Source organism: Hymenobacter terrenus (genome assembly GCF_000972495.1).
In the GTDB taxonomy this organism is placed as follows: Bacteria; Bacteroidota; Bacteroidia; order Cytophagales; family Hymenobacteraceae; genus Hymenobacter; species Hymenobacter terrenus.
On sequence record NZ_LATM01000005.1, the window covers coordinates 201,978 to 226,467 of the forward strand.

The 24,490-nt window shown below is 54.8% G+C and carries 23 protein-coding genes; 14 read left to right on the plus strand and 9 right to left on the minus strand.

All coding sequences use genetic code 11. The annotated features are described in order from the left end of the window. Positions 1 to 122: 122 nt before the first annotated feature. Complete coding sequence (aspS, locus tag WX88_RS10160) at positions 123 to 1,886, minus strand: aspartate--tRNA ligase (protein ID WP_046244230.1); 1,764 nt, start codon at positions 1,884 to 1,886, stop codon at positions 123 to 125. Between the two features lie 538 nt (positions 1,887 to 2,424). On the opposite strand from aspS, the gene WX88_RS10165 reads away from it, so the two are divergent. The 3 genes from WX88_RS10165 to WX88_RS10175 all read left to right on the plus strand — a co-directional run bounded on the left by WX88_RS10165 (position 2,425) and on the right by WX88_RS10175 (position 3,972). Beyond that, complete coding sequence (locus WX88_RS10165) at positions 2,425 to 2,865, plus strand: hypothetical protein (protein WP_046244231.1); 441 nt, start codon at positions 2,425 to 2,427, stop codon at positions 2,863 to 2,865. A 72-nt stretch (positions 2,866 to 2,937) separates the two neighbouring features. Then, complete coding sequence (locus tag WX88_RS10170) at positions 2,938 to 3,486, plus strand: hypothetical protein (RefSeq protein WP_046244232.1); 549 nt, start codon at positions 2,938 to 2,940, stop codon at positions 3,484 to 3,486. Positions 3,487 to 3,525: 39 nt separating this feature from the next. Next, positions 3,526 to 3,972: a nucleoside deaminase gene (locus WX88_RS10175; protein WP_046244233.1), complete on the plus strand. Its 447-nt coding sequence runs from the start codon at positions 3,526 to 3,528 to the stop codon at positions 3,970 to 3,972. 75 nt (positions 3,973 to 4,047) lie between these two features. Here the strand turns inward: WX88_RS10175 and WX88_RS10180 are convergent, their stop codons facing one another. Further along, positions 4,048 to 4,632 (minus strand): HPP family protein, encoded by a 585-nt coding sequence (locus tag WX88_RS10180; protein WP_046244234.1) that lies wholly within the window; start codon positions 4,630 to 4,632, stop codon positions 4,048 to 4,050. Between the two features lie 369 nt (positions 4,633 to 5,001). On the opposite strand from WX88_RS10180, the gene WX88_RS10185 reads away from it, so the two are divergent. From WX88_RS10185 to WX88_RS27445, 4 genes are all read left to right on the plus strand, one after another. Next, a complete protein-coding gene (locus tag WX88_RS10185; RefSeq protein WP_046244235.1) occupies positions 5,002 to 5,616 on the plus strand; it encodes a superoxide dismutase in 615 nt (204 codons plus the stop codon). 208 nt (positions 5,617 to 5,824) lie between these two features. Then, entirely contained in the window at positions 5,825 to 6,958 is a 1,134-nt protein-coding gene (locus WX88_RS10190; RefSeq protein WP_046244236.1) for an alkene reductase, read from the plus strand. Positions 6,959 to 7,194: 236 nt separating this feature from the next. Further along, positions 7,195 to 8,478, plus strand: coding sequence for a nucleoside permease (locus WX88_RS10195; RefSeq protein ID WP_046244237.1), 1,284 nt, complete (start codon positions 7,195 to 7,197; stop codon positions 8,476 to 8,478). A gap of 355 nt (positions 8,479 to 8,833) precedes the next feature. Further along, complete coding sequence (locus tag WX88_RS27445) at positions 8,834 to 9,760, plus strand: AAA family ATPase (protein ID WP_052732553.1); 927 nt, start codon at positions 8,834 to 8,836, stop codon at positions 9,758 to 9,760. Between the two features lie 284 nt (positions 9,761 to 10,044). Here WX88_RS27445 and WX88_RS10205 read toward each other — a convergent pair whose 3' ends face one another. Beyond that, complete coding sequence (locus tag WX88_RS10205; RefSeq protein WP_046244238.1) at positions 10,045 to 10,452, minus strand: nucleoside-diphosphate kinase; 408 nt, start codon at positions 10,450 to 10,452, stop codon at positions 10,045 to 10,047. A gap of 220 nt (positions 10,453 to 10,672) precedes the next feature. Between WX88_RS10205 and WX88_RS10210 the strand changes: the two genes are divergently transcribed. From WX88_RS10210 to WX88_RS10230, 5 genes are all read left to right on the plus strand, one after another. Next, positions 10,673 to 11,719 (plus strand): DHH family phosphoesterase, encoded by a 1,047-nt coding sequence (locus WX88_RS10210; protein ID WP_046244239.1) that lies wholly within the window; start codon positions 10,673 to 10,675, stop codon positions 11,717 to 11,719. Between the two features lie 38 nt (positions 11,720 to 11,757). Beyond that, complete coding sequence (locus tag WX88_RS27455) at positions 11,758 to 12,801, plus strand: FKBP-type peptidyl-prolyl cis-trans isomerase (protein ID WP_052732555.1); 1,044 nt, start codon at positions 11,758 to 11,760, stop codon at positions 12,799 to 12,801. A gap of 88 nt (positions 12,802 to 12,889) precedes the next feature. Continuing rightward, on the plus strand, positions 12,890 to 13,510 hold the full coding sequence (locus WX88_RS10220; RefSeq protein ID WP_156176051.1) for an FKBP-type peptidyl-prolyl cis-trans isomerase: 621 nt from the start codon (positions 12,890 to 12,892) through the stop codon (positions 13,508 to 13,510). Positions 13,511 to 13,555: 45 nt separating this feature from the next. Beyond that, positions 13,556 to 14,011: an FKBP-type peptidyl-prolyl cis-trans isomerase gene (locus WX88_RS10225; protein WP_197076737.1), complete on the plus strand. Its 456-nt coding sequence runs from the start codon at positions 13,556 to 13,558 to the stop codon at positions 14,009 to 14,011. A gap of 75 nt (positions 14,012 to 14,086) precedes the next feature. Further along, a complete protein-coding gene (locus WX88_RS10230) occupies positions 14,087 to 15,040 on the plus strand; it encodes an FKBP-type peptidyl-prolyl cis-trans isomerase (RefSeq protein WP_082115961.1) in 954 nt (317 codons plus the stop codon). Positions 15,041 to 15,100: 60 nt separating this feature from the next. Here WX88_RS10230 and recO read toward each other — a convergent pair whose 3' ends face one another. From recO to WX88_RS10250, 4 genes are all read right to left on the minus strand, one after another. Beyond that, the gene (recO, locus tag WX88_RS10235; protein WP_046244241.1) at positions 15,101 to 15,823 is read right to left on the minus strand and encodes a DNA repair protein RecO; all 723 of its coding nucleotides are present in this window, start codon (positions 15,821 to 15,823) and stop codon (positions 15,101 to 15,103) included. 76 nt (positions 15,824 to 15,899) lie between these two features. Next, positions 15,900 to 18,275: a type IX secretion system anionic LPS delivery protein PorZ gene (gene porZ, locus WX88_RS10240; RefSeq protein WP_046244242.1), complete on the minus strand. Its 2,376-nt coding sequence runs from the start codon at positions 18,273 to 18,275 to the stop codon at positions 15,900 to 15,902. Between the two features lie 71 nt (positions 18,276 to 18,346). Then, entirely contained in the window at positions 18,347 to 18,973 is a 627-nt protein-coding gene (locus WX88_RS10245; RefSeq protein ID WP_046244243.1) for a thymidine kinase, read from the minus strand. Positions 18,974 to 19,141: 168 nt separating this feature from the next. After that, positions 19,142 to 19,462 carry a 2Fe-2S iron-sulfur cluster-binding protein gene (locus WX88_RS10250; protein ID WP_046244244.1) on the minus strand — a complete coding sequence of 107 codons (321 nt, stop codon included), beginning with the start codon at positions 19,460 to 19,462 and terminating at the stop codon, positions 19,142 to 19,144. Between the two features lie 37 nt (positions 19,463 to 19,499). On the opposite strand from WX88_RS10250, the gene WX88_RS10255 reads away from it, so the two are divergent. Beyond that, positions 19,500 to 20,693: a hypothetical protein gene (locus WX88_RS10255; RefSeq protein ID WP_046244245.1), complete on the plus strand. Its 1,194-nt coding sequence runs from the start codon at positions 19,500 to 19,502 to the stop codon at positions 20,691 to 20,693. 409 nt (positions 20,694 to 21,102) lie between these two features. Further along, positions 21,103 to 21,753 carry a hypothetical protein gene (locus WX88_RS29970; protein WP_156176052.1) on the plus strand — a complete coding sequence of 217 codons (651 nt, stop codon included), beginning with the start codon at positions 21,103 to 21,105 and terminating at the stop codon, positions 21,751 to 21,753. Here the strand turns inward: WX88_RS29970 and WX88_RS10265 are convergent. Together WX88_RS10265 and rodA are read right to left on the minus strand one after the other, a co-directional pair. Continuing rightward, the gene (locus WX88_RS10265) at positions 21,722 to 22,993 is read right to left on the minus strand and encodes a hypothetical protein (RefSeq protein ID WP_156176053.1); all 1,272 of its coding nucleotides are present in this window, start codon (positions 22,991 to 22,993) and stop codon (positions 21,722 to 21,724) included. The genes WX88_RS29970 and WX88_RS10265 overlap by 32 nt on opposite strands. A 74-nt stretch (positions 22,994 to 23,067) precedes the next feature. After that, the gene (gene rodA / locus WX88_RS10270) at positions 23,068 to 24,363 is read right to left on the minus strand and encodes a rod shape-determining protein RodA (RefSeq protein WP_046244248.1); all 1,296 of its coding nucleotides are present in this window, start codon (positions 24,361 to 24,363) and stop codon (positions 23,068 to 23,070) included. Between the last annotated feature and the right edge of the window lie 127 nt (positions 24,364 to 24,490).

Sequence of the window (24,490 nt, forward strand, 5' to 3'; positions counted from 1 at the left end):
TAAGCCTGCACTACCAAAGTCGATAGGCATTGTATAAAAAAGTGTCTCCCGATGTATCAGGAGACACTTTTTTATATTTAATTATTTAATTAACCTATAAAGGATAAACAGAAGGCTAAGCTCTACTTTACTACGACGGCCGTCGCAATACTTAACTCTTTTAACTGAGCATCCGAGATGGGTGAGGGCGAGTCAATCATTACATCGCGGCCAGAGTTGTTTTTGGGGAAGGCGATGAAATCGCGGATTGAGTCGGCGCCGCCGAAGAGGGAGCAGAGGCGGTCGAAGCCAAAGGCGATGCCACCATGGGGCGGGGCGCCGTACTCGAAGGCATCGAGCAGGAAGCCAAACTGAGCTTGGGCCTCTTCAGAAGTAAAGCCAAGGAGCGAGAACATGCGGGCCTGCACGGCGCGGTCGTGGATGCGGATGGAGCCGCCGCCGACTTCCACACCGTTTATCACGAGGTCATACGCGTTGGCACGGGCCTGGCCGATGGTAGCTGGCGAGTCGAGCAAGGCCAAGTCTTCGGGCTTGGGCGAGGTGAAGGGATGGTGCATGGCGAAGTAGCGGTTTTCCTCTTCGCTGAATTCGAGTAGAGGAAAATCGACGACCCAAAGCGGGGAGAATGAGTCCTTATGCCGCAGCCCCAGACGCTGGCCCATTTCGAGGCGCAATTCGCTCATGGCTTTGCGGGTTTTACTTTCGGGGCCGGCCAGGATGAGTAGCAGGTCGCCGGGATTGGCGTTGAAGGCAGCGCTCCATTTGCGCAATTCATCCTGCGAGTAGAATTTGTCAACGGAGGATTTTACCTGGCCATCGGCTTCCACGCGGGCGTAGACGAGGCCAGTGGCGCCAATTTGCGGGCGCTTTACAAAATCAGTCAGTTCGTCGAGTTGCTTACGGGTATAGGCAGCACTGGTGATGGCGTTGATGCCGAGGACTACTTCCGCATTATCGAACACGGGGAAGCCTTGGCCTTTTACGGTAGCGGTCAGGTCCACAAACTTCATCTCGAAGCGCGTATCGGGCTTGTCATTCCCGTAGTCGCGCATGGCGTCGGCATAGGTCATGCGGGGCACGGTGGGGAAATCGAGGCCCTTGATTTCCTTGAACAGGTAGCGGGTGAGGCCTTCGAAGGTGTTGAGGATGTCTTCCTGGGTCACGAAGGCCATTTCGCAGTCAATCTGCGTGAATTCGGGCTGGCGGTCGGCGCGCAGGTCTTCATCACGGAAACACTTCACGATTTGGAAGTAGCGGTCGAAGCCCGATACCATGAGCAGCTGTTTGAAGGTCTGGGGCGACTGCGGCAGGGCGTAAAACTCGCCGGGGTTCATGCGGGAAGGCACCACGAAGTCGCGGGCACCTTCGGGCGTAGACTTGATGAGAACGGGCGTTTCCACTTCAATGAACTCCTGCCCGTCGAGGTAGCGGCGCACGGCCTGGGCCATTTTGTGACGCAGCATCAGGTTGTTGCGCACTGGGGTGCGGCGCAGGTCGAGGTAGCGGTACTTCATCCGCAGGTCGTCACCGCCGTCGGTTTCGTCTTCAATAAGAAAGGGCGGCAGCTTGGCGGGGTTAAGAATTTCCAGCGTCTCGGGCCGGACTTCGATGGCGCCGGTCGGGATTTTTTCGTTTTTGGAATAACGCTCGGCTACCCGGCCGGTCACGCTCAGCACAAACTCGCGGCCGAGGTGGCGGGCGGTTTCGCGCACGGTTTCGGCTTCTACGCCTTCTTCCAGAGTGATTTGGGTGAGGCCGTACCGGTCGCGCAAGTCAATCCAGAGGATGGCGCCTTTGTCGCGGGTGCGCTGCACCCAGCCGCAGAGGGTAACGGTTTGACCAATGTGTTCGGGGCGGAGTTCGCCGCAAGTATGGGTACGTAGCATGGCAAGAGGGTTTCGGGCAAAGTTAGGCCCTTGGGCCGGCCCTGTTGCAATTTTTTGGCAGTGAGCTTGCTGAACGCCCCACTGGGCCTTCCCCACCAACACCCAATAAATCGGTAGGCACCCATAGGGACTATACAGATACCTGGAGAAATATGCAGGCCTCTGTATTGCTCGTTACAGACACCTGCAGAAATGCACAGGTGTCTGTAACGAGCAATACAGAGGCCTGTAGAAAAATGCAGGTGCCCGTATGGCTTGTTACAGGCACCTGAAGAAATTTGCAGGTGCCTGTAACAACCTATACAGAGGCCTGGAGAAATATGGAAGGTCGCGTAGGCAAACTCGTGCGGCGTGGCACAAGTCCCTTGGCCCTTGCAAGCCGGAGCGCGGGCACTTCACAAAGCGGAGTATCTGCTTTTTCCCGCAACAGCTGCTCCGTTTGATGCCGGGTTGGCTGGCAAACCGTATTTTTGGTACAAGATGTGCAAAGGCAGACTGTAACTGCGTTCCTTTGCCTTCTCAACCCCTTCAGATATCCATGAAAATCCTCCCCTCCCTCGTATTCGCAGCGGCTCTATTGCTGGCTGGCTCTGCCCACGCACAAACCAAAGTCAAAACCAAAACCAAGTCTGACGCCTCGGGCACCATCATCAAATCCAAAAGCTCCGGCGATGCCGTCACGCTCGACGGACCAATTAAACGCATCGAAACTTTATCGGGCATCGACGTTTTTCCCAAGCCGAACTCGACCAGCATCCTGCTCAGCTTCACCCAGCAATTCACCAAGCCGGGCACGCTGGTAATGACGGACTACAAGAATAAAATCATTTACCAGACTGAGCTGGACCCTGCCAACAACACCGGCGCACCCGTTGACCTGGGCAAGATTCCGGCCGGCACCTACTTGGTCGAAGCTAAAACCGGCAACTACGTGTACTGGAAGAAAGTACGAATTAAGTATCCTGCCGCTCGGCGCTAGCAAGCAGCCCCCACCGTGCCACGACCCCCAAAGTCGTGGCACTACTTTTATCCCCGTATCGTTTTGCTTGCTATGAAAATTATTCCGTTTCTGCTGCTGTTGCTCGGTCTCACGGCCTTTGCTCCCAAGCCCAAACTTACTACCACCAAGCTCTCCTCGGGCCTCTCGGTTGGCGTACCAGTCGGCTTCACGGCACTACCCGATGATGGCATTGCGGTGAAATACCCGTCGCCACGCAAGCCGCTGGCCGTGTACTCCAACCCCAGCGGGCGGGTAGATTTCAGTGTGGCTGTGCGGCCCACCACCTTCGAGAGCTTTGATTACGGCGTGCTGATGAAGATTTACAAATCCAGCATTCAGCGGCTGTATACCAAGGTTGATTTTTTGAAGGAAGACATCCGCACCGTGAACGGACGCGATTTTATGTATTTTGAGTTTGTATCGACCGTGACGGATACCCGGCGCAACACCCAGCTGGCGCCCATCAAACGGTACCAGGCGGTGCAATACGCCATTCAGGGCCAGCAGCTGTACGTTTTCACCTTCGTGGCCCCCGCCGAGGAGCAGGCCCAGTGGCAGCCCACCGCGCAAGCGGTACTGAGCGCCATTGCGATGAAATAGCCGCTGCCATTGCCCTCGGCGCCGCTCGCAATGCCCCTTATGCCACCAGCTGAGCCTGACGACTATTTCATGCTCCAGGCTCTCGCCGAGGCCCAAAAAGCCCTGGCCGCCGGCGAAATTCCCATCGGTGCCGTCGTTGTATTTGAGAAGCAGATAATCGGCCGGGGCCACAACCAAACCGAGCAGCTACGCGACGTAACGGCCCACGCCGAAATGCTGGCCCTGACGGCCGCCGCCAATTATGTGGGCAATAAATACCTGACCGATTGCACGCTCTACGTCACCATCGAGCCGTGCGTGATGTGCGCCGGGGCGAGCTATTGGGCCCAATTAAAAGCCGTCGTTTTCGGAGCTGAGGAGCCCAAAGTCGGGTTTCGACGGCATGGGCAGCTCTTGCACCCCCGCACCCAGGTGCGCAGCGGAGTACAAGCTGAGCAGTGCGCAACCTTAATGCGCACATTTTTCAGTTTGAAGCGGAAGCAATGAAGCTCTTGGTATCTTAAAGGCGAAGGCATCAGCCGGCCACCTCCCTCACTTCCTTAGCAGGACGGGCCGATACGCCTAGGAATGATACCGGCGACGCCAGATTTTATACCAATGTTTGTTCACTGGATAGCTGCGCGTCGCCGCCAAGTTGTTGACGAGTAAGGCCACCAGTAGTAAGATAAGTACACCCGAGAGGATGGGCATGAGAACGTACCAGTAGCCTAACGCTTTGATTTGCGCCGAACCCACATTAGCAATCAACGCCGTGGCGCCGCCGGGTGGATGCAAAGTCTTCGTCACCTGCATACCGACGATGGCTAGTGAGACGGCCAGAGCCGACGCGAGCCATAGCTCGTGCGGCACCAGGTGCTGGACTGTTACTCCTATAATAGCGCTGAGTACATGCCCACCAAGTACGTTGCGGGGCTGCGCCAATGGGCTATTGATAACGCCGTAGACCAACACTGCCGAAGCCCCGAAGGAACCAACCAGCAGCAATGAATCGGCAGGCCCGAACAGGGAGCGGCTCAACAAGCCAATGAGTGCAATGCCGACGAAGGAGCCGAGGAAAGTCCACAAATGCTCTTTATGGTCGAACAAAGTTTCCTGATACACAATCATCTTCACCCGGCGCGCGTGCTGGCGTAGTCGCTTTGGCATACAGTCGTAGTCGTCTGGAGCAGGAATAACGGCCCTGTATTTTCGCTGGCAAAGGTAATCGAGCTGGTACTACAACGATAACCGATGCCATGGTACCGCCCCAAGAGGAAATCTAATTTCGCGCCCGATTTTGATGAATAGCCCAACCGTGCGCTACTAAGCTTATCCGCAAAAAACGCTTTTCCTGCTTAAAGCTTATTTGCTAACCCATCTCGGCACTAACTAGAATTTAGCCGTAATAATCTACTTTTGACAATGAATAGGTGGCCGTGATAACCATGCACGAAACCGACTGTTTTATTTACGTACTAGTCTTACGTACTCATTTCTCATACGCTCTCTCACACCCAACCAAAACTCTTTTCAGCTATGGCTTTCGACCTCCCCCAAATCCCGTACGCCTACGATGCGCTGGAACCCACGTTTGACGCACAAACGATGGAAATCCACCACACCAAACATCACCAGGCCTATGTTACCAACCTGAACGCGGCTATTGCTGGCACTGAGTTGGAAAACCAATCCCTGGAGGAAATCCTGCACAACATTGCCAAGGCTCCCGCGGCCGTGCGCAACAATGGCGGTGGCCACTGGAACCACTCGCTGTGGTGGACCATCCTGACGCCCAACGGTGGCGGCCAGCCCACCGGAGCCGTTGGCGAAGCCATTACGAGCACCTTCGGCAGCTACGATAAATTCAAAGAGGAATTTGCCAAAGCCGCTACCACCCGCTTTGGCTCGGGCTGGGCGTGGCTGTGCAAGCAGGCCGATGGCTCCGTGCAAATCTGCTCGACGCCCAACCAAGACAACCCGCTGATGCCCGACTCGGGTTGCAAGGGTACTCCCGTACTAGGCCTCGATGTGTGGGAACATGCCTACTACCTCAAGTACCAGAACCGCCGGCCCGACTACGTGGCCGCGTTTTTCAATTTGATTAACTGGGACGAGGTGAACAAACGCTTCGCCGAAGCCACACCCGCTTAAGGCTGACCTCTGTGAATTCACAGAGCAATTGATAGCGCAAAAGCCCGTTCCACCCTGTGGAGCGGGCTTTTGCTTTTTCGATATAACCAACGCTGTGTCTCATGAAAGCTTAATCAGCCCTGTCCAAACAATTCGTGTACGTACCTTCTTTATTGCTGCGTTTCATCTACTCATAGCTACGGCTTACGCACCGTGGCCCTCTTTCTGCATGTCAAACAAAGCTTTTGAGCCCGCCAAGCTTGGCGCCCTCACCCTCGCCAACCACCTAGTAATGGCGCCCTTGACGCGCAGCCGCGCCCCGGGCAACGTACCCAATGAGCTAATGGCCGAATACTACCGCCAGCGCGCTACGGCCGGCCTCATAATCACGGAAGGCACTGCGCCGTCCGCCAACGGCTTGGGCTACGCTCGCATTCCGGGCCTATTCAACCAGGAACACGTCACTAACTGGCAGCGCGTCACTGAGACCGTGCATCATCACGGGGGCCACATTTTCGTGCAGCTCATGCATGTCGGCCGCGTTTTCCACCCGCACAACCTGCCTGCCGGAGCCGAAGGCATAGCGCCGTCGGCCATTGCCGCTGCGGGCGAGATGTGGACCGACCAGGAGCAGATGCAGCCTCAGCCCGTGCCCCGCGCCCTTCGCACCGAAGAACTAGCCCAGCTGCGCGATGAGTTCGTGCACAGCGCCAAGCTGGCCATCGAAGCCGGCTTCGACGGCGTAGAGCTACACGGCGCCAACGGCTACCTGCTCGAGCAATTCCTGAACCCGCACTCCAACCAGCGTACCGACGAATACGGCGGCAGCGTGCAAAACCGCGCCCGCTTCGTGCTCGAAACAACCCGCGCCGTGGCCGAAGCCATTGGGGCGGAGCGCACGGGCATCCGCCTATCGCCCTGGGGTGTTTTCAACGATATGGGTACGTATCCCGAAATCGACGAAACCTACGCCTACCTGGCCGAGGAGCTGCAAAAGATTGGCGTGGTGTACCTGCACTTGGTCGACCATACGAGCATGGGGGCCCCGGCCGTACCCGCAGAAACGGTAATCACCATCCGGCAGAAATTCACCAATACGCTCATCCTCTCTGGTGGCTACGACAACCTGGCCTCTATTAACGAGGCTCTGGAAAGCGGCCGTGCCGACCTCGTGGCCATTGGGCGGCCCTTCATCTCAAACCCTGATTTGGTAGCGCGCCTGAAAGCCGGTCTCCCGTTAGCGCAGCCCGAACCATCCACTTTTTACGCGCCCGGCCCCAATGGTTTCGCCGATGGCTACACGGATTATCCGACGGCGGACGGACAGCCCGCCGGTACGTTCTCGCCAAGCTACGAAGCGTAGACACAGAATTTGGCAATAGGCTTTTACTTAATTGCCCTTAAAAAGAAGCCCCGACACGCACAAGTCGGGGCTTCTTTTTGCACTTAAAACTGTTAGTGCTCATCAGAACGATGACAAAACGTGCGCTGAAAGACGGAGCAATTAAGGGCAGTACCGCTGTACAGTTTCCCACTCCTGCCGGGAAGCCGTGTATCTTTAACAGCAAAATCCCACCTTACTTTTTATCTTAACTCCGCATGAATACCAAGTTGCGCCTCACCGTAATGAGTTTCCTACAATTCTTTATTTGGGGTTCGTGGTTGATAACAATTGGGGCGTATTGGTTTCAGACGAAGCAATGGTCGGGAGCACAGTTTGGCGCTATCTTCTCAACCATGGGCATCGCGTCCATCTTCATGCCCTCCCTCATGGGTATCGTGGCCGACAAATGGGTGAATGCGGAAAAGCTCTACGGCATCCTACACATTCTGGGGGGCATTGTGCTGTGTACAGTCCCACTAGTCGACAATCCTTCGACTATGTTTTGGGTGATGCTGCTCAACATGATATTCTACATGCCGACGCTAGCCCTATCCATTGCCGTTTCCTACTCCATCCTTAAGAAGGAGGGACGCGACGTATTGAAGGACTACCCCCCCATCCGGGTGTGGGGGACCATTGGATTTATTGTCGCGCTCTGGACTGTCAGTTTGCTGCACATCGAAACTTCGTCCAAGCAATTTTATGTAGCGGGGGGTGCGGCTTTCTTGTTGGGCCTGTATTCTTTTACCCTGCCGAAATGCCCGCCTCAGCTCGGCAAAACGGGAAGCAAAACGCTCGTTGATGCCTTAGGCCTTAAGTCGTTTACGCTGTTCAAGAGCCCAAAAATGGCGACGTTTTTCATTTTCACGCTGCTGCTGGGTGCGGCCCTGCAATTGACTAATGCCTATGGCGACACGTTTCTCCACGACTTTGCTACCTCGCCCATCTACCAAGGTACCACAGCTGTGAAATACCCGGCTATTATCATGTCCATTTCCCAAATCTCGGAAACGTTGTTCATTCTGGCCATCCCTTTCTTTCTCAAGCGCTTCGGGATAAAGCAGGTAATGTTATTCAGCATGCTGGCCTGGGTGTTGCGCTTTGGCTTGTTTGCTTACGGCGATCCCGGCACCGGCCTGTGGATGATTATTTTGTCGTGCATCGTGTACGGAATGGCATTCGACTTTTTCAACATCTCTGGTTCCCTGTTTGTCGAAACGCAGACCGAACCAGCTATCCGGGCTAGCGCGCAGGGCTTGTTTATGATGATGACCAATGGCTTTGGCGCCGTTCTGGGCAGCTCGTTGAGTGGCATTATCATCCAGAAATATTTTACTTATGCCGATAATACCAAGGATTGGCATGGCATCTGGCTCACATTTGCCGCTTACGCGCTGGTGATAGCAGTGCTGTTCTTTATCATTTTCAAGCATAAACACACTACTCAACTAACGGAAGAAACACAGCCCAACCAGTTGCTTTCGGTTGAGCAAGCCTAGCCAAAGCTCCTTATACCGGACTCTGCACCCAATAAAAAAGCCTCGCAAATTGCGAGGCTTTTTTATTGGTTTTAGCGAAAAATCAGCTGTTATTAATCTCCATTTTTGTCGGCTTTACAAACCACGCTGAGCCTATAGCTTACCTGAAATCAGCAACATGAGCATTCAGACGGGCAGCATTAGCAAACTAGTATCCATCGGCTAAGCCAATTTAGTCAGACTGGCTTTCAAGATGTTGGTGTGCGGCACGCTGGCTTTATGCCGCATAGCCTGCGCTGATGGGCCTGTTTTCTGGGATGCAGGCTGTATTTTAGGCCTCTTACCTTGAAGTAATCAGCATGACTCCCCCCTGCCAATGGTGGCTACCCCCGACCTTTCGCAGAGCTTCGAAAGAGACCCCTATTTTCAGCCCAATGCTTGGTTTTACGCGGCTTTTGGCGTGTTGCCGCATCGCGAAATATATCAACTGACCAATGCCGAAGCCCGGCACAAAATACTGGCAGCTTTGGCCGAAACCTGCAATCTCGAACAAGCCACCATTGCCCATTCGGTATACCTGGAAAAGGTGGGCAAGGCTCCAGACCTCAACCATTACGCGCTGAACCTGGCGCCGCACCTGCTGCTGTGGTTCCACGACCGCAGCACCTACGGCGACCGGGGTGCCCAGCTGTTCTATTCCCCACAAACTGACCCCTTAATTTTGGCTCAGGTGCGGGCGCTATGCGTGGCCCAACTCGAAACCGGGCAACTGGAGCATCAGCGCATTCAGGTGTTGCGCCTGACTTTTGGCGAGCTAGAGTTTTCGCCGCTGCCCATTAAAATTCCGCCGCTGGACCTAGACACTCACTACAACGACGACCTCCTAGTGGCTCACGAAGCCATTCTGAAACGCCTGCAGCAGCCCGACGAAAAGGGCATCATCATTTTGCATGGCCCGCCTGGCACTGGCAAAACCAGCTACATCCGCCACCTCTGCGGTCTTACCGATAAGCCCAAGCTGTTTATTTCGACCAACCTGGCCACCCGCATTGCCGACCCAGAGTTCATCAACCTACTGCATGACAACACCAATTCCATTCTACTCATCGAAGATGCGGAAGAGCTACTGGCCAAGCGCGACGGCCATGGCGGCAATGCCGTCAGCAACCTGCTGAACCTATCAGATGGCTTGCTTTCTGATGGTTTTCACATTCAGATTATCTGCAACCTTCAACGCCGATTTGGCCCGCATCGACAAAGCGCTCCTGCGCAAAGGTCGCCTCATTGCCTCCTATCGGTTTGAGCCCCTGGCCCAGGCAAAAGCTCAGGCTTTGGCCAGCAAGTTGGGGCAAACTGAGCCCGTTATGGAGCCCGTTTCTTTAGCCGAACTCTATGGCCGCGAAAAAGCCGACTTTATCAGTGAAGTCAGGACGCCGGGGCGCATTGGTTTCAGCCGCTAAGAAAGCCCAACAATACAAAATTGGCACAAAAACAGTCTACTTTTGGCACAAAATAAAAAGGCCGTTCTGCGCACTGCAGAACGGTCTTTTTACAGTGAGAAGCAATTGTTCCGCAACGAATTATAGACTATTTACCGAAGAAGAAATCCGCTTCGATTTGCGCGTTTTCGTCCGAGTCTGAGCCATGAACTGCGTTGGCTTCGATGCTCTTGGCGTACTTTTTCCGGATGGTACCTTCGGCGGCCTGGGCCGGGTTGGTAGCGCCGATGAGGGTGCGGAAATCGGCCACGGCGTTGTCTTTCTCAAGCACGGCGGCTACGATGGGGCCGCTCGACATGTACTTCACCAGGTCGTTGTAGAAAGGGCGCTCGGCGTGCACAGCGTAAAACTGACCGGCGCGCTCGGACGTGAGGCTGAGTTTTTGGAGTTCGACGATGCGGAAGCCACCTTCTTCTATCATGTGCAGGATGCCACCGATGTGGTTTTCCTGGACAGCGTCGGGCTTAATCATCGTGAATGTGCGGTTGGTGGCCATTGGTTGGGCTGGAAGGGTTGGTTAAAAAGTTATTGTGAGGCAAAAGTAGCCATAAAGCCTAAGGGTTGCTTTAGACGAGTCAGGCCCGCTATTGAGACAGTTGAGCAGAACCTTCCGGGGGGGCCATGTTGTTAAGACAAGATTTCTTCCGACTTTTGCCGCCCCCATTCTTCGTAAGCCACCGGCCCTCAGTTCCTTTTTTGGGCCATTCACGTAGTCAATGTCCACTTCAATTTCCGCCCTGCGGGCCTTGCTCGCGCAGCCCAAGCAGGTTGTCATTACCACCCACCACAAGCCCGATGCCGATGCGCTAGGCTCGTCGCTGGCCTGGGCTGGTTATCTCAAGCAAAAAGGCCACCATGTGACGGTAGTCACTCCTTCCGACTATCCGGCTTTCCTGAATTGGATGGAGGGCAACGACGAAGTAGTGGTATACGACCGTCGTCAAAACGACCGCCAGGTGCGCGACCTGATGAACCGCGCCGAGGTTATCTGCTGCCTCGACTTTAGCTGCCTGGGCCGCATCAACGAGCTGGGCGAGTACGTGCGCCAGGCCAGCGGCACCAAGGTCCTCATTGACCACCACCAGGAGCCCGAAAGCTTTGCCGACATCGTATTTTCGACGCCCACCGCTGCTGCTACGGCCGAGTTGATTTTCGAGATAATCCGTGACCTGGGCGACCAGGACCTCATCACCAAAGGCATCGGTGAAGCCCTTTACGCGGGCATTATGACCGATACAGGCTCTTTCCGCCACCCCAGCACCTCGCGCAACGTCCACCTCATCATTGCCGAGCTGCTGAAGGTTAACATCGATTTATCATCGGTGCACCGTCGCATCTACGACTCACACTCCGAAATCCGCCTACGCTTCCTGGGCTTCGTGCTGAAGGACAAGTTGGTGGTGAACCGTGAGTTTAACACTGCCTACATTGCCATCACGCAGGACGAGCTGCGCCAGTACCAGAGCAAAACCGGTGATACCGAAGGCTTAGTCAACTACGCACTGAGCATCGAGGGTATCGTGTTTGCCGCAGTATTTATCGACCGCGGCGTGGCCGTAAAAATTTCTTTTCGCTCCGTCGGCAACTTCTCCGTCAGTGACTTTTCGCGGCGGCATTTTGAGGGCGGCGGCCACCACAACGCCGCCGGCGGCATCAGTTATGACCCGCTCGATGCAACGGTTGAGCGCTTTCTGAGCATCCTACCGGAGTATAAAGAGCAGCTTACGGGCGTGCCCGCCGCCGTAGCGCCGCCGGTGGCGTAACTTTGAACCGTTTCTGACTCTTCACTTCTTCTATTTTCATGCGTTTTTCCTCCCGCTCTGCGCGGCAGCTGGCCCTGGCGGCCGGCGTGCTGAGCTTCGCTTCTCTCACGGCCTGCAACAAAGGCGGTGGTGAATTTGCCAAAACTAAGTCCGGCATCGAGTACAAGATTTTCAAGAAAGTTGGCAACGACTACGAGCGGCGTGAAATTGGCCCCAATGGCGACCCAACTTATAAAGACCGGGTGGGCAAAGTGCTGCTCGGCAACGTGCAAGTTCGCACTGGCAAGGACTCCGTGTGGCAAAACAGCTTGCGCGACGTAGGAATGGCCGTACCGCTGCCCCTGCAGGAATTGAAGCAGAAAGGTGCTCCCGACGAAGCCCTCTCCTTGCTTCAGCCCGGTGATAGCGGTGTGTTCCGCTTTCAGGCTGATTCGCTGTTCAAGCCCAAAATGGGGCAGCCCGTGCCGCCTTTCCTCAAAAAAGCAGGCAACGTAGTCCTGATGTACGTGGCCACCACCCCCAAGCTTCTTACTCAAGCCGAAGCCCAAGCCATGCAGCCCGAGTTGCAGAAGCGAGCCATGGCTGCCCAGATGAAGAAGCGCATGGCCTCGCCCGAATACGCGAAGCAGATGCAGGCCCAGAAGGAAGCCCAGGCCAAAATGTTGGCCACGCCCGCCGTTCAGGCCCAGTTGAAAAAGGACGACGCCATATTGCAGGACTACATCAAGAAGAATAACCTGACAGTGCAAAAGACGCCCTCGGGCATCTATTATCAGGTGCTGAAGCCCGGCACCGGTGCTAAGCCCACACCCGGCCAGACTGTGAGCGTTAATTATAATGGCACACTGCTCAGCGGCAAGCTGTTTGACTCTTCCGAAAAGACCGGCAAGCCCATCGACTTCCCCATCGGCCAAGGCGCCGTGATTCCGGGTTGGGACGAGGGTATTGCCTTACTTAACAAAGGCAGCAAAGCTATTCTGCTCATTCCCTCGTCGTTGGCCTACGGCTCTCGCGGAGCCGGCGCCGACATTCCCGCCGATTCGCCTCTGCGCTTCGAAGTGGAACTAGTTGACGTGCAATAGTACTTCATCAGTCTTGGTTCCGGCCAACGGGCGGCGCGGCACAGCTGCTCAGACCTCCGTTGGCCGGAATATTTTTATCTTCTTCATCATGAAAAACTTTCTGCTTCATTCTCGCCACCTCCTAGTGGCGCTGAGCCTGTTGCTAGCCGCTCCCACGCTGTGGAGCTGCAGTTCCGATACCACTTATACCAAGCGGCTGCGCGAACATGAGAACCAGTTGAAAGTCATTGATGAGGATACAATCCGCAACTATTTGACCCGTACTGGTCAGCTTGACAAGGCTGTACGGACCAACTCTGGCTTGTACGTGGTTCCGCTCATCGACGGCCCGGCCAACGGGACACCAGTTACCGCGGGCAAGCAAGTGCGTGTGAAATACGTAGGCCGATTCCTGAGCAATGGGGCTCACCCAGGGTCGGCGGGCTACCCAGCTTCGGGCGGCAATCCGAATTTTCCTGTAGGTAGCATTTTTGATAATTCTGCCGATAACCGCACCGAATGCGAGTGCGCCATCTTTACGGCGGGCGGCGGCACCGTTGCCGGGTTTGGCGAAGGACTCCTGCTGATGCGCAAAGGCGACCGTAAGCTACTGCTTGTTCCCTCGCGCCTGGGCTACGGTCCCAATGGCCAAACCAATCAGTCCGGTGGCACCGTTATCCCGATGGATGCGGCGCTGTCTTTCGACGTAGAAGTTCTCGACGTTTATTAAGTGAGGGCGGCTGTAGCTCGTAGTATAGTAGCTTGGCTTGTGGTAGTGACTGGCACTACGGCCGCCAGTGCTCAGCCTAAAATAGCCATTCCTACGGTGCCAAGTGCCCCCGCCACTGGCTCCGATACAGCGCACCTTGTTCCGCAACACACGCGGAGCGGGGTGCGCTTCGTGTTTCATGAGCGGGGCACGGGGCCACTACCCCGGGTGGGCAGCCGCGTAGCCGTGCGCTACACCGGTTTTCTGCCAGACGGTCACGTCTTTGATGCTACGGCTGCTTCGGCGGGGCCGCTCCGGTTTCGAGTGGGGCGCGGTGAGGTTATTCCGGGCTGGGATGAGTTGCTGCTGCTGTTGCCGGCGGGTTCGCGGGTGCGGGCCTGGGTGCCAGCGGCGTTGGCCTATGGCGCGATGGGCGTGCGCGACCCCGATGATGACACCCGCTTTCTCATTCCGCCCAACACCGAGCTAGTGTTTGAGTTGCAGCTAATCAGTTTGCGCTGACTTTTGTAGCCAGCAGGCACGGCCACCTACTAACTATTTATTCTCTTTCCTTTGAACTCCTACTTCTCACTTTCTATGAGACAATTCCTGCTTAGTGTGGTCTGCGTGCTGTTCTTTTGTTTGCAAGTGGCCCACGCGCAGACGCCTGCGCCAGAGTTTTCGCGCCTACCCACCGGCACAGAGTATCGATTGTTCCGCAAAGACGCTACGGGCCGCTACCAGCCACGCACGTTGGCACCCACCGATGCTCCCTACACCAGCCGTGCCGGGCAAGTGCTCACCGTGTTTATGGAATTTCGCACGGGCCGCGACTCCGTACTTATGAATTCGCGGCTTATGCAACCTACGCCCCAGCCGATTTTGCTGCCCACCCAAACCAGCCCTGGCAGCATGGAAGAGGCCATGGGTCTACTGCTGCCCGGTGATAGCGCCGTATTCCGCTTCCCAGCCGATACGGTGTTTGCCAAAAGCTTTCGCCAGCCCGTGCCACCCTTCATTCGCAAGAGCGGCAACACCTTGCTGGTGCTAGCCAGCGCCCGCGAGTTGCTGACGATGGACGAAATGAAGACGCGGCAGGAGAAGCTGCAAGCCGAAGCTACCAAGAAGACCCAGGCGATGGCCGCCGGCCAAACCTTAAAAGACGCTGCCAAAATACAAGCTTACCTGAAAAAGAATAAGCTAGTAGCTAAAAAGACGACTGGTGGTACCTATTACATTGTGACTCGCCCCGGCAAGGGCCTACCACCTAAAAAAGGCCAAACCGTGCGGGTGCTCTACCGGGGTACAGTGCTGGCCACGGGCAAAGAATTCGACTCTTCGGCCAAGCACGGCAACGAGCCTATCGCCTTCCCGCTGGGTATGGGTCAGGTCATTCCAGGCTGGGACCAGGGCATTGCCATGCTCGCGAAAGGCAGCAAGGCGGTCCTCCTAATACCGTCACCCTTGGCCTACGGCCTCCGTGGTGCCGGCGCCGATATACCTGCCAATGCGGTACTTCGCTTCGAAGTAGAGTTGGTAGATTTCAAATAGTTTAGGCAATACTACCGACCTAAGCTATTTGAAATCTACCAACTCCATAAATTAAGCCGACTACTCTGCCAGCACCTGCGAAAGAATTTCAAGCGAGCGAATGTCGCCAAGCTGCTCGACGTGTAGTTGGTAGTAGCGGATTAGCACGTTTAATAATTCGTGCCGTACGCGGCCGTTAGGAATGGTGCTGGTAGTAGGGTCGCGCAGCAGTTCATCGAAGTAGATTTCGAACTCTCGCAGCCGCAGCGTTGCCGGACCGGTAGCTCCTCTGGTAGTGGGTGCATGCCCAGCCATAATCACTTGGTCGGTCAATTGCCCCCCGGAACTGATGCCGAAGCCCAGATAGGTGGCCAGTTGCAGCAAAAAAACCAAAGCAAAGTTCTCGGCACCCACAGTTTGCCGGTCGAAAGCCAAGATAGAATCGTGGAGAAACTGGAAGAGTGGTTCGTTTTGCTCCTCTTCACGCACAGCCCGCCCCACCACTTCCGAGAGAAACAAGACTACGCTACTCTTCTGTACCTCGTAGGGTAGCGTGATGAATGGCTCGGAGCAGCGAAATTCCGACAACCGGGTGAGGCCGCCACTACCCCGGGCCACGTAGGCCACCAGATCGAGCAGCGTAAATGGCTGAAATAAAGCAATGCGCCCCGGCGGCTTAGCCTTCCGCACGCCGTTCACTACATAGCTCTGCACCCCCAGCCGCTCGGTATAAATACGTGCGATGATGCTTGTTTCACGGTATTTTAAGTAACTTAAGACAATTCCTCGGGTCTTTATCAGCATTTTTGAAAAGGATGAAGCGTAAGGAATGAAGAACTATGAAGGATTACCTCTTTCATAGTTCTTCATTCCTTACGCTTCATTTGCTAAGCACGGCTACTTTGCTCACACAACCATTCTTGCCGTCAGCGTCCGACGATAGTACAAGGTAAATGCCCGAGCGGACGCGTTGTCCATTGGGGGTAGTCATATTCCAGGTAACGGTACCGCCGTTGGCAGTTGTGGCGTATACGAGGTGCCCGGCCACATCTGTAATTTTCACCGATGCGTTATTGGCCAATCCTGAGATACCTACTGTACCCGTGAAATCGGGTCGAACGGGATTGGGAAATACCGCCGTGCAACTGGGCTTTCCCTCCGTAACGGTAGCTGAGCCCCGATATGAAACCACCCCGGCAGAAGTAGCCACCCAAACCTCGCCCGTTTTATCGTTCACCTTCACATCCACAATACGGTTGGAGGGTAGTGGACTATTTGCGGTGGTAAAGTGCAGCAGGGCCTCGTCGGCATCGGGACTGAACAGCCACAGGCCATTGTCAGTACCAAACCATTTACGGTCGGCGCCGTCTACCGCCAACGTCCGCACCGCCTCACTAAATAAGACTGGGAAGCCCGCACCGTCACCCCGGCGTACTGTTGGCAAGGTAAAAGCAGCGCTGGGCTCAAAAGGTCCATTTGGGTCATTAAAAACGGCCACTCCCTTAATGGTAGCCACCCAGATATAGCCCCGGCGGTCTTTCACCAATTCATAAATTTGGTTGTCTGGCAAACCCGCAGCGGTGTTGAAAAGACGTGGCGTTCTGGGCGCAGTAGTAGACGGGTCCACAACGAAAAGGCCAATGGAAGGACCACCAAGGCAGGTACCATCTGTTTTACGCGATACGGATACCCAAGCATACCCATTGTCGTCCAGGGCAATGCGTTCAAGCGCTTCCAAGCCGCATACCCATGGTATGGTCTGCCAAGTGGTAGTGGCTGGGTCGAACAGAAATAACCCCGAGTTAGGTGACTTTAGATGACGGTTGACTACCCATACCTTACCGGTAGGGTCGGCCGCAACGTCCGTAACCTCTACCCGGTCATTCTTGGCGCCAAACGTGCCAATAAGCGGGCTGCCCGTCGGGATACCTTCGCCAAATTGCCGAAACTCGCTGGGCCCTTTCCACTCCAATAGACCGCCGCCGTTGGTACCCACATACAGGGTGCCATCTGGAGTGCGGGTGCCGCGTACGGGGCTCATCAGGTTGGGCTCTGGTGAGGTTGACCCAGGCAGCTTCGGGGGCTGAAAGTTGGTCCACTGTCCATTGGTATATTCGTAAAATCCTTCTTTTAGATAATTAGGCAGATACCGTTCTGAATAGCCGCCCGTAAAAATGTTCACTGTGTTACTACGGGCATCGGCCAAAATGCCAAAGGCCAGACTAGTAGCGGGCCCATTGGCTACATAAGCCTCATTGGCCTGGCCCGTGCGCACACGCTGCAAACCCGCCTTAGAATTAACAACATAATAGCTACCGTCGCGCGAGCGCACCGCATCCTGGGTAAAGTCACCGGCAACGGGCGGTACTACGTTTGTTACCACACCCGCACGGTCAATACGACGCACGCCTGAATTATCATCAATAACCAACACCCCAATGCCATTGGCTCGCAGGCTACGAAACTGCGTTGAAAAGGTGTTTGGAACCACCCGCCACGCCCCGGGACTACCAGTAAACTTATAGACCGACGCCCCGACGCCCCCTACCGCACTGTATACTTCGTCATCATAAGTAGCCAGCAAACGGAAGGAAGATTGCGTGGGGTTAGCACCAGGAACTACGCGCTGTAGAGTCCAACTGCGGTAGTCAAGTAGATTGCTGGTCAATTGGCCGCGCAGCAACCCTGCCGAAGTAGCCGCATAAAGAAAGCCATTAGCAACGGTAGCATCGTACACGTCCACGATGGAACCAGCAGGCCCGATATTGCTGTACGTGTCGCTGATTTCGAACTTGGTCAAATCAACTGCTATCAGACCGAAGCTTGTCGATACGTAAGCCTTGCCCCCTCCTATTGACACTTGGTTGATGTTTTTCCCACCCGGAATTGACTTTCGCAATACGTCACTCAGGTTGCGTATACTGCCATTTGGCCGCAAAATGTCGATGTTGCCATTGCGATAAGCCAGCACTGTTTGCTGGGTTATCGAATCGTAGGCCAAGGCTGCTACACCAACATCGCTCAGCCCGTCGCGGCGTGAGAGCACCTGCGTGGTGTTCAAGTTCTTATCCAGAAAATAAAAACTATTCTCTGTAACCACATACACCCGGTCGCCAGCATCAGCCAAGCGCAAGGGACGATTGGTGGGCAAGTGCAGCTGCCAGTCGCCATAGCCAGCAGTATTCTGAGCCGAAACCACACGAGCAAACAATAGCAGCCCGGCTAACCCGAGCAAACAACGGAAAAAGTAGGACATATGCTTAGCAAAACACAGTGTAAAGTAGGTAAAACCGCAAGGCTGCAGTTGCCAACGCGTAGTCCGTCCGTTTAGTGCGCAGCGGTTGAGCGTACCACTGGCGCCAGCGATTTAGCCTGCATGCCCTCCAGAAAACACGGCCGGCAGCGGGCTTCATACGAGTCAGTTTCCCCGAGCATAACTTGGCTTTCGCTAGCCACAATGCGATAAGAATACGAAGCGATTTCGCCGCAGCAGACGCACACAGCGTGCACTTTGGTGACAAACTCGGCGGTTGCTAGCAGGGCGGGCATGGGCCCAAATGGGCGGCCCAGGTAATCCATGTCGAGCCCGGCCACAATGACGCGGGTGCCATTATTAGCAAGTTGCTGGCACACGTCAACCAGAGAATCGTCGAAAAACTGTCCCTCGTCGATACCAACTACATCGGAGCCAGCCGCGAGCAAGAGAATTTCAGAAGCGATGGCTACTGGCGTGGAGCGAATGCGGGCGGCGTTATGACTCACTACATCCTCGGTATGGTAGCGAGTGTCGAGGGAGGGCTTGAAGATTTCAACATGCTGCCGGGCAATACGGGCGCGGGTGAGGCGACGAATCAATTCTTCGGTTTTACCCGAAAACATGGAGCCGCACACCACCTCAATCCAGCCTCGGTGTGGGGCGTTGTGACGGTTGCCGACGCGGGGTTCGATAAACAAAATACAGACGGCTTGAAAACAGATTAGAACCCTAAAGTTAGGAATGAACGGCGGAGAGCGAAGCACACCGCTTGGCCAAGTTTTTAGCCTGGCTTAGCGAAAGTGCTGACTCACCTGTAGTTTCCTATTGGGCCTTTGTCAATAATTACGGCCCCTGGGCGGTAGCGTCTAGCTGTATTGCACATGAGGTAATTTAGTGGCTTCGGGTACACAGGCCACTACTTCGCCCGCCGGTAGCCGAGCTTGGCACGTTAGCCGCTCGTTTGCCAGCAACCGCCCCGCAGCCCGGTAGCGCAGTTCGGCATCAGAGGGAAGGCTTAGGTTTTCCATCCCGGCGCGCACTTGCAGGCGACAGGTAGTACAGCAGCCTTTGGCGCCGCAAGCGTGCATCCAGTCGTGGCCTGCAGCTTGTAGCGCAGTCAATAGCGTAGCTCCGGGGGGCACATCGACTGCCGCGCCTGGCAAGTTTTGAATCGTTAACAGGGCCATTTGTGCCTAACTTCGGCCACCGAAAACCGGCCTTTTTATGAACGACAAATATAGCCTCGCTAAGTGTGCGCAATACGGGCGCCGCTTGGCCGCCCGGCTCTGCGACCAGCGCTTCGGCTCCCAGCCCACCGCCACGCTCGATGGCCCGGCAATTCTAAATTTTACTCCGGTGCGCCAGCTCAACCTACTGGCATTACGTCAGTTACTGGGCCAGTGGCAAGCCGAAACAGCTCGCTTGCGAAGCCCTTACTTCGACTTTGAAGCTCCTCCCGTGCAGGCAGCCTTAATGCAGTTTATGAATCTGCTGTCGCGCCATATCAGCTTGGGCCGCGCCGCCTTCGAGCCCCTGCTAGCCCAAGCGGCTGCCGACACCCTAGGCCTCGTAGCCGACCCGGCGGGCAGCTTCCAGCGGCTGCTCCTCGGCAGTACCGAACATTTCACCCTAGCTGGCCTGCGCGATGATCTGCGCTATATTGACATAGACAAGCTTTTTTTTCAAGGCTTTATCGACAATTTACCAGCTAGCAGCGACCTCAGCCGCGACTTCCTGGCTCACCGGTTTGAGCTATATCATGCCGCCAACTATAAGGCGCACCAGCCCATGCAGCGTCTGGTAGAGGAACTGAGCGTCCTACTGCCCCTGACCACCGCCGATTTGCTCGAAGACGGTCCGGTTTCCATCGCCTCGGCGCCGACAATACCAACTATTGAGCCGGTTTCTACCACCTCCACCGCTGCCCCGGTCGCGGTTCCAACGTTTGTGGCCAACATTACCCCACAGTCTACTGCTCCCATATCAGTGGCTTCAGAAACAATCGCTGCTGCTACACCAGCACCGCCAGTTACCCCTGTTACTCGTCCCCTACCCGATACTGATGCGAGCAGCGTGGTGCCCTTGCACGAAAAGCTAAAAGCTGGCCAGGCCGCCGCTCCACCGCTGGCCGAGACCCTGCGTGCAACCGCTGCGCCTTCACTGGCCGAACGCACCGGGCCCAAGGTCGAGACTCTCCGCGAAGCTATTTCCATTAACCAACGCTTTAGCTTTATTAACGAACTATTCAGTGGCGAAAACATGGAATACCACGCCGCTATTCAGCACCTCGATTCGCTACCCTCCGCCGACGAAGCTCGTGCCTATGTCACCGGCCACTTGTCGCAGCGCTACGACTGGAGCCGCAAAGAGGAGCATGTCAACAAACTTCTAAAGCTTATTGAGCGAAAATTTGCCTAGTACTGCGTCCACCTCGAGAGTGCCCACCCTTGGGAATTGGCTCCGCCACTGGTTGTTGCCGTGGCTACTAGCCGTGGGGACACTGGCCAATCTGGCCTATCCGATGTATGTGCACTTTGATTTTTCGCACTCCCCCGATACGCGCAGCTACCTGCACATGGCGGCCTGCCGTTTCGATAGTATCCGGGTAACGCACCGCTACCGTGTGCTCGTGCCCGCTGCTGCTGCCGTAGTAGCCTCCCCTATCGCCAAAATATACGGCCGTATCTGGCCCCAGCGCCCGGCGGGGCTGTGGCCGCGCCGCTTTGCTTTCTACTTGGTAAACTGCTTCTTGCTAGCTGCTGCCGGGGCGTGCTGGTTCAATGCTGCCCGCCTTACCGGAGCTTCAGCCGAGGCAGCCATCTTGGCCATGTTGGCTTTGCTCACAAGCCGCTGGGCGGAATATGCTGCGGGCCTGCCACTCACTGACAGTTTGTATTTACTGGTTTTTGGACTCGGCTATTATGCCGTTCGCCGTGGCCCTAACGGCAGTTGGGCGTTAGCAGCAGCTTTGCTGATGGGTCCGCTCGCGAAAGAATCCTTTGTATTCCTATTGCCTTGGTTGTTCTGGTTTGGCCACAAAACCTTGTCTTGGCCAAAGCAACTACTGGCAATCGCCGTAGGAATGGTCGCTCTGCTAGCTGTCCACCACCTCGTAGATAGCCGCATTGCGGCTCCCGCGACCCAATCTGTTTCTAATGCCGTAGCACATTTTGGAAACATCACCTATTCGCTAGGCCGAGCCGCCTCTCCCAAAGGCATCGGCGAGCTACTCAGCATTTTTGGGCTTTTCACTCTGATTGTTCCCATTGCTCTTTGGCTCGAAAAAAGGAATAACCAAGCTGCATCCATCTCCATCTACGCTAGTTTAGGTTGGGCAGAAGTTGGCTTACTGGCCGTTGTAGCCGTCCATATGTTACTTTCTGGCGACTTGGGTCGCATGGGCTACCTCGCTGCACCCGCCTTCTGCTCAGCTCTTGCGCTGGCTTTCACCTACTGGCGCCGCCTTCTTCGCGTTTGATGCTATTGCCCCAGTGCAAACCAACTAAGGCTAGTCCCAGCAGTAAAGGCCATACAGGCACCAGAAACCGTGCTGCCCCAAGCGGTCCAGTCAGAAATGCGACGTATAGTAACAGTCCTACCACTATCCACCCCCCGTAGCGTTGAGCGGGCCCGCTGTTTTTCAACTGCCAAAGCCCGCATACTGCTAGCAACAGGCGCGCTACGTTAGTCAAAAACACCAAGCTCAAGGTCGCCAGCAAGCCCAACGGCAAACGGCTCACTGCTCGTAATAGCCCCCCCGCTCGCGTCTGAGTCAGCAATCCTCCTCCTTTCGGAGGCGCAAGACCAGCAAACTCGCTCACGTCGAAACGCCCAGGGTCCAGAAAGAACGTGACCATTCCCTGCAAATGCTGCCGCGCGTACACCACCGGATGCTCCCATAACACTGCTCCTGCCCGGGCCTGAATCAGCTGCTGCCTGCTGGCAAAATCAGGCTGTGTATTGGCTTCTCGCAGCACCGCAGCCACCCATTTTTCCTCCGCCATAGGCCCATCAATCTGCCGCACCACGCCCGCCGCATTATAATGCAGCAGATTGATTTCGGCGATACTTGAAAAATGGAAATAACCAGTCCGTTGCCTGTTCCATTCCATATAAGTAACTACGACCACCAGCGGCATCATCCCAATCAGGGCCAGACTAATCTGCTGTCGCCGCCACGCTAACAGCCCCCCAACACCTACTAAACCTATCGTAAGAGGGTAAAAAACGGGCTTTAAAAGCAACGCCGCTACTAGAGCCCCAGCTACGCCCACCAAGTAGCGTTTACTTCCGGTTTTGATGAACAGGTAGCTTCCTGCCGTCATTGCCAGCACTACCGTTTGCAGTAACGCTTCGCTCATCACCGCATTTGCATAAATAAGCTGCGCTGGAAAGGTCAGAATTATACCCAACGCCAAGCTCCATTCACTAATACTAGGGCGCGCCCACCATGTCCACCACCTCAATACTAAGCCAATATTTAGCAAGCTCAACAGGTTTTGGACCAATAGTAACAGTACCGGCCGTTGCGTTCCATTCCCTAGCCCTAGTACGAATAACGGGTAACCCAAAGGACGAATTGTAAACTCCTGCACTGCCTGCCCTCGTGGCGCGCTTTGAGGCCATGGCCGAGCATAAAGCTCCTTATGTACCCGCAAATTTTCAGCTGCTTGCGAATACCTGTCTGAATCGGGGAAATTCCATTTTTCTTGACTCATCGCCCAGCAGAGTGCTAATACATGCGTACTCACCAAGACCACCCATACCCAGCTTGGTACCCGCATGCTTCCCATCAGCGTACCAAATCCTGCTTTCGATAGGCATCCAATGCCAATAAGCTAAATAGCAAAATAGTGAATGACCATAACGAAGACCCGCCATAACTGAAAAATGGCAGCGGAATTCCTACCACGGGAGCTAATCCTATGGTCATCCCCATATTCACCGTCATATGCAAAAATAATACACTTGCTACGCAGTATCCATACGTCCGTCCAAATACAGATTTCTGCCGCTCAGCAACATAAATAATTCGCCAGAGCAATGTCAGAAACAATACAATTACTACGAAGCTTCCTATCCACCCAAACTCTTCCCCCACTGTGCAGAAAATAAAATCAGTGCTCTGTTCCGGCACAAAATCGAACTTTGTTTGAGTGCCCTGTAAGAACCCTTTTCCGAGCAGCCCACCCGAACCAATCGCAATTTTGCTCTGCGTCACGTTCCATCCCTTTCCCAGCGGGTCTGCCGAAGGATTAATAAGCACTTCAATCCGCTGCCGCTGGTGTGGCTGCAACACATTATTATAAAAAAAATCTACTCCTACCACCATTCCCACTACTGATAGCCATACTCCTACTGCAAGCGGTAAATAATGGCGCAACACCCGCCGATTCAATCCCAGTACAGCTAGTAAAATCATTGTAAATGCTGCCACTAGCCAAAGCTTCGGTACCAACAGTGCCAGCAACAAGATAACGGCCGCCGCTGCAAGTAATAACAGTATTAACGGCGACATTCCCTCACGAAAATACGCCAGTAACAAAGCGCCAAATACTAAAGCCTGCCCAGATTCATTAGAAGCTACTATAAGCAAAGGAGGCAATAACGTAATACCCGCCAGCACCAATTGGTCTCGCCAATTCTGGTATCTCAAGTTGATGCTAGCCATAAATCTCGACGCAGCTAACGCTGTCGTGAACTTGGCAAACTCCGCTGGTTGCAAACGTACTGGCCCAAGCTCCAACCACGACCGTGACCCTGCAATCGGCCGTGCCACAACCATTGTAATCAAGAGCAACAATATCATCCCACCATATAAGACATACGCAAAAGTATCATAAGCCTTGTAATCTACTACCAGCAGAATAACCACTATTACTATTGCTGTCGCAATCCATAATAGCTGCTTAAACCAATTGAAAGCCATAAGCTTATCAAAGCTCAAACTAGTCAATGGGTTAGCCGGCGCATCTGGTGAATAACTAGAAGCATAAATACATATCCACCCTATTCCTACCAGTACCACATAGAGCAATACCGTTAACCAATCAATACTTCGACTATAGCGTGCTGGAGAAACTTGCACAGATAATGATAACTAAACAGGCCTCAAATTTACAGTCCAATAAAGAGTTAATGGCTATTAGCAGTTATATACCCCGAGATGTCTGATACTCTTTTTCGGCAGTATTGATGCTGCCTTGGTAGGGGGT

What these genes read in the sequence shown, in the direction of transcription:
- aspS (WP_046244230.1), bottom strand. Translation starts at nt 1,886, where the DNA reads ATGCTACGTACCCATACTTGCGGCGAACTCCGCCCCGAACACATTGGT.
- WX88_RS10165 (WP_046244231.1), top strand. Translation starts at nt 2,425, where the DNA reads ATGAAAATCCTCCCCTCCCTCGTATTCGCAGCGGCTCTATTGCTGGCT.
- WX88_RS10170 (WP_046244232.1), top strand. Translation starts at nt 2,938, where the DNA reads ATGAAAATTATTCCGTTTCTGCTGCTGTTGCTCGGTCTCACGGCCTTT.
- WX88_RS10175 (WP_046244233.1), top strand. Translation starts at nt 3,526, where the DNA reads ATGCCACCAGCTGAGCCTGACGACTATTTCATGCTCCAGGCTCTCGCC.
- WX88_RS10180 (WP_046244234.1), bottom strand. Translation starts at nt 4,632, where the DNA reads ATGCCAAAGCGACTACGCCAGCACGCGCGCCGGGTGAAGATGATTGTG.
- WX88_RS10185 (WP_046244235.1), top strand. Translation starts at nt 5,002, where the DNA reads ATGGCTTTCGACCTCCCCCAAATCCCGTACGCCTACGATGCGCTGGAA.
- WX88_RS10190 (WP_046244236.1), top strand. Translation starts at nt 5,825, where the DNA reads ATGTCAAACAAAGCTTTTGAGCCCGCCAAGCTTGGCGCCCTCACCCTC.
- WX88_RS10195 (WP_046244237.1), top strand. Translation starts at nt 7,195, where the DNA reads ATGAATACCAAGTTGCGCCTCACCGTAATGAGTTTCCTACAATTCTTT.
- WX88_RS27445 (WP_052732553.1), top strand. Translation starts at nt 8,834, where the DNA reads ATGGTGGCTACCCCCGACCTTTCGCAGAGCTTCGAAAGAGACCCCTAT.
- WX88_RS10205 (WP_046244238.1), bottom strand. Translation starts at nt 10,452, where the DNA reads ATGGCCACCAACCGCACATTCACGATGATTAAGCCCGACGCTGTCCAG.
- WX88_RS10210 (WP_046244239.1), top strand. Translation starts at nt 10,673, where the DNA reads ATGTCCACTTCAATTTCCGCCCTGCGGGCCTTGCTCGCGCAGCCCAAG.
- WX88_RS27455 (WP_052732555.1), top strand. Translation starts at nt 11,758, where the DNA reads ATGCGTTTTTCCTCCCGCTCTGCGCGGCAGCTGGCCCTGGCGGCCGGC.
- WX88_RS10220 (WP_156176051.1), top strand. Translation starts at nt 12,890, where the DNA reads ATGAAAAACTTTCTGCTTCATTCTCGCCACCTCCTAGTGGCGCTGAGC.
- WX88_RS10230 (WP_082115961.1), top strand. Translation starts at nt 14,087, where the DNA reads ATGAGACAATTCCTGCTTAGTGTGGTCTGCGTGCTGTTCTTTTGTTTG.
- recO (WP_046244241.1), bottom strand. Translation starts at nt 15,823, where the DNA reads ATGCTGATAAAGACCCGAGGAATTGTCTTAAGTTACTTAAAATACCGT.
- porZ (WP_046244242.1), bottom strand. Translation starts at nt 18,275, where the DNA reads ATGTCCTACTTTTTCCGTTGTTTGCTCGGGTTAGCCGGGCTGCTATTG.
- WX88_RS10250 (WP_046244244.1), bottom strand. Translation starts at nt 19,462, where the DNA reads ATGGCCCTGTTAACGATTCAAAACTTGCCAGGCGCGGCAGTCGATGTG.
- WX88_RS10255 (WP_046244245.1), top strand. Translation starts at nt 19,500, where the DNA reads ATGAACGACAAATATAGCCTCGCTAAGTGTGCGCAATACGGGCGCCGC.
- WX88_RS29970 (WP_156176052.1), top strand. Translation starts at nt 21,103, where the DNA reads ATGTTGGCTTTGCTCACAAGCCGCTGGGCGGAATATGCTGCGGGCCTG.
- WX88_RS10265 (WP_156176053.1), bottom strand. Translation starts at nt 22,993, where the DNA reads ATGAGTCAAGAAAAATGGAATTTCCCCGATTCAGACAGGTATTCGCAA.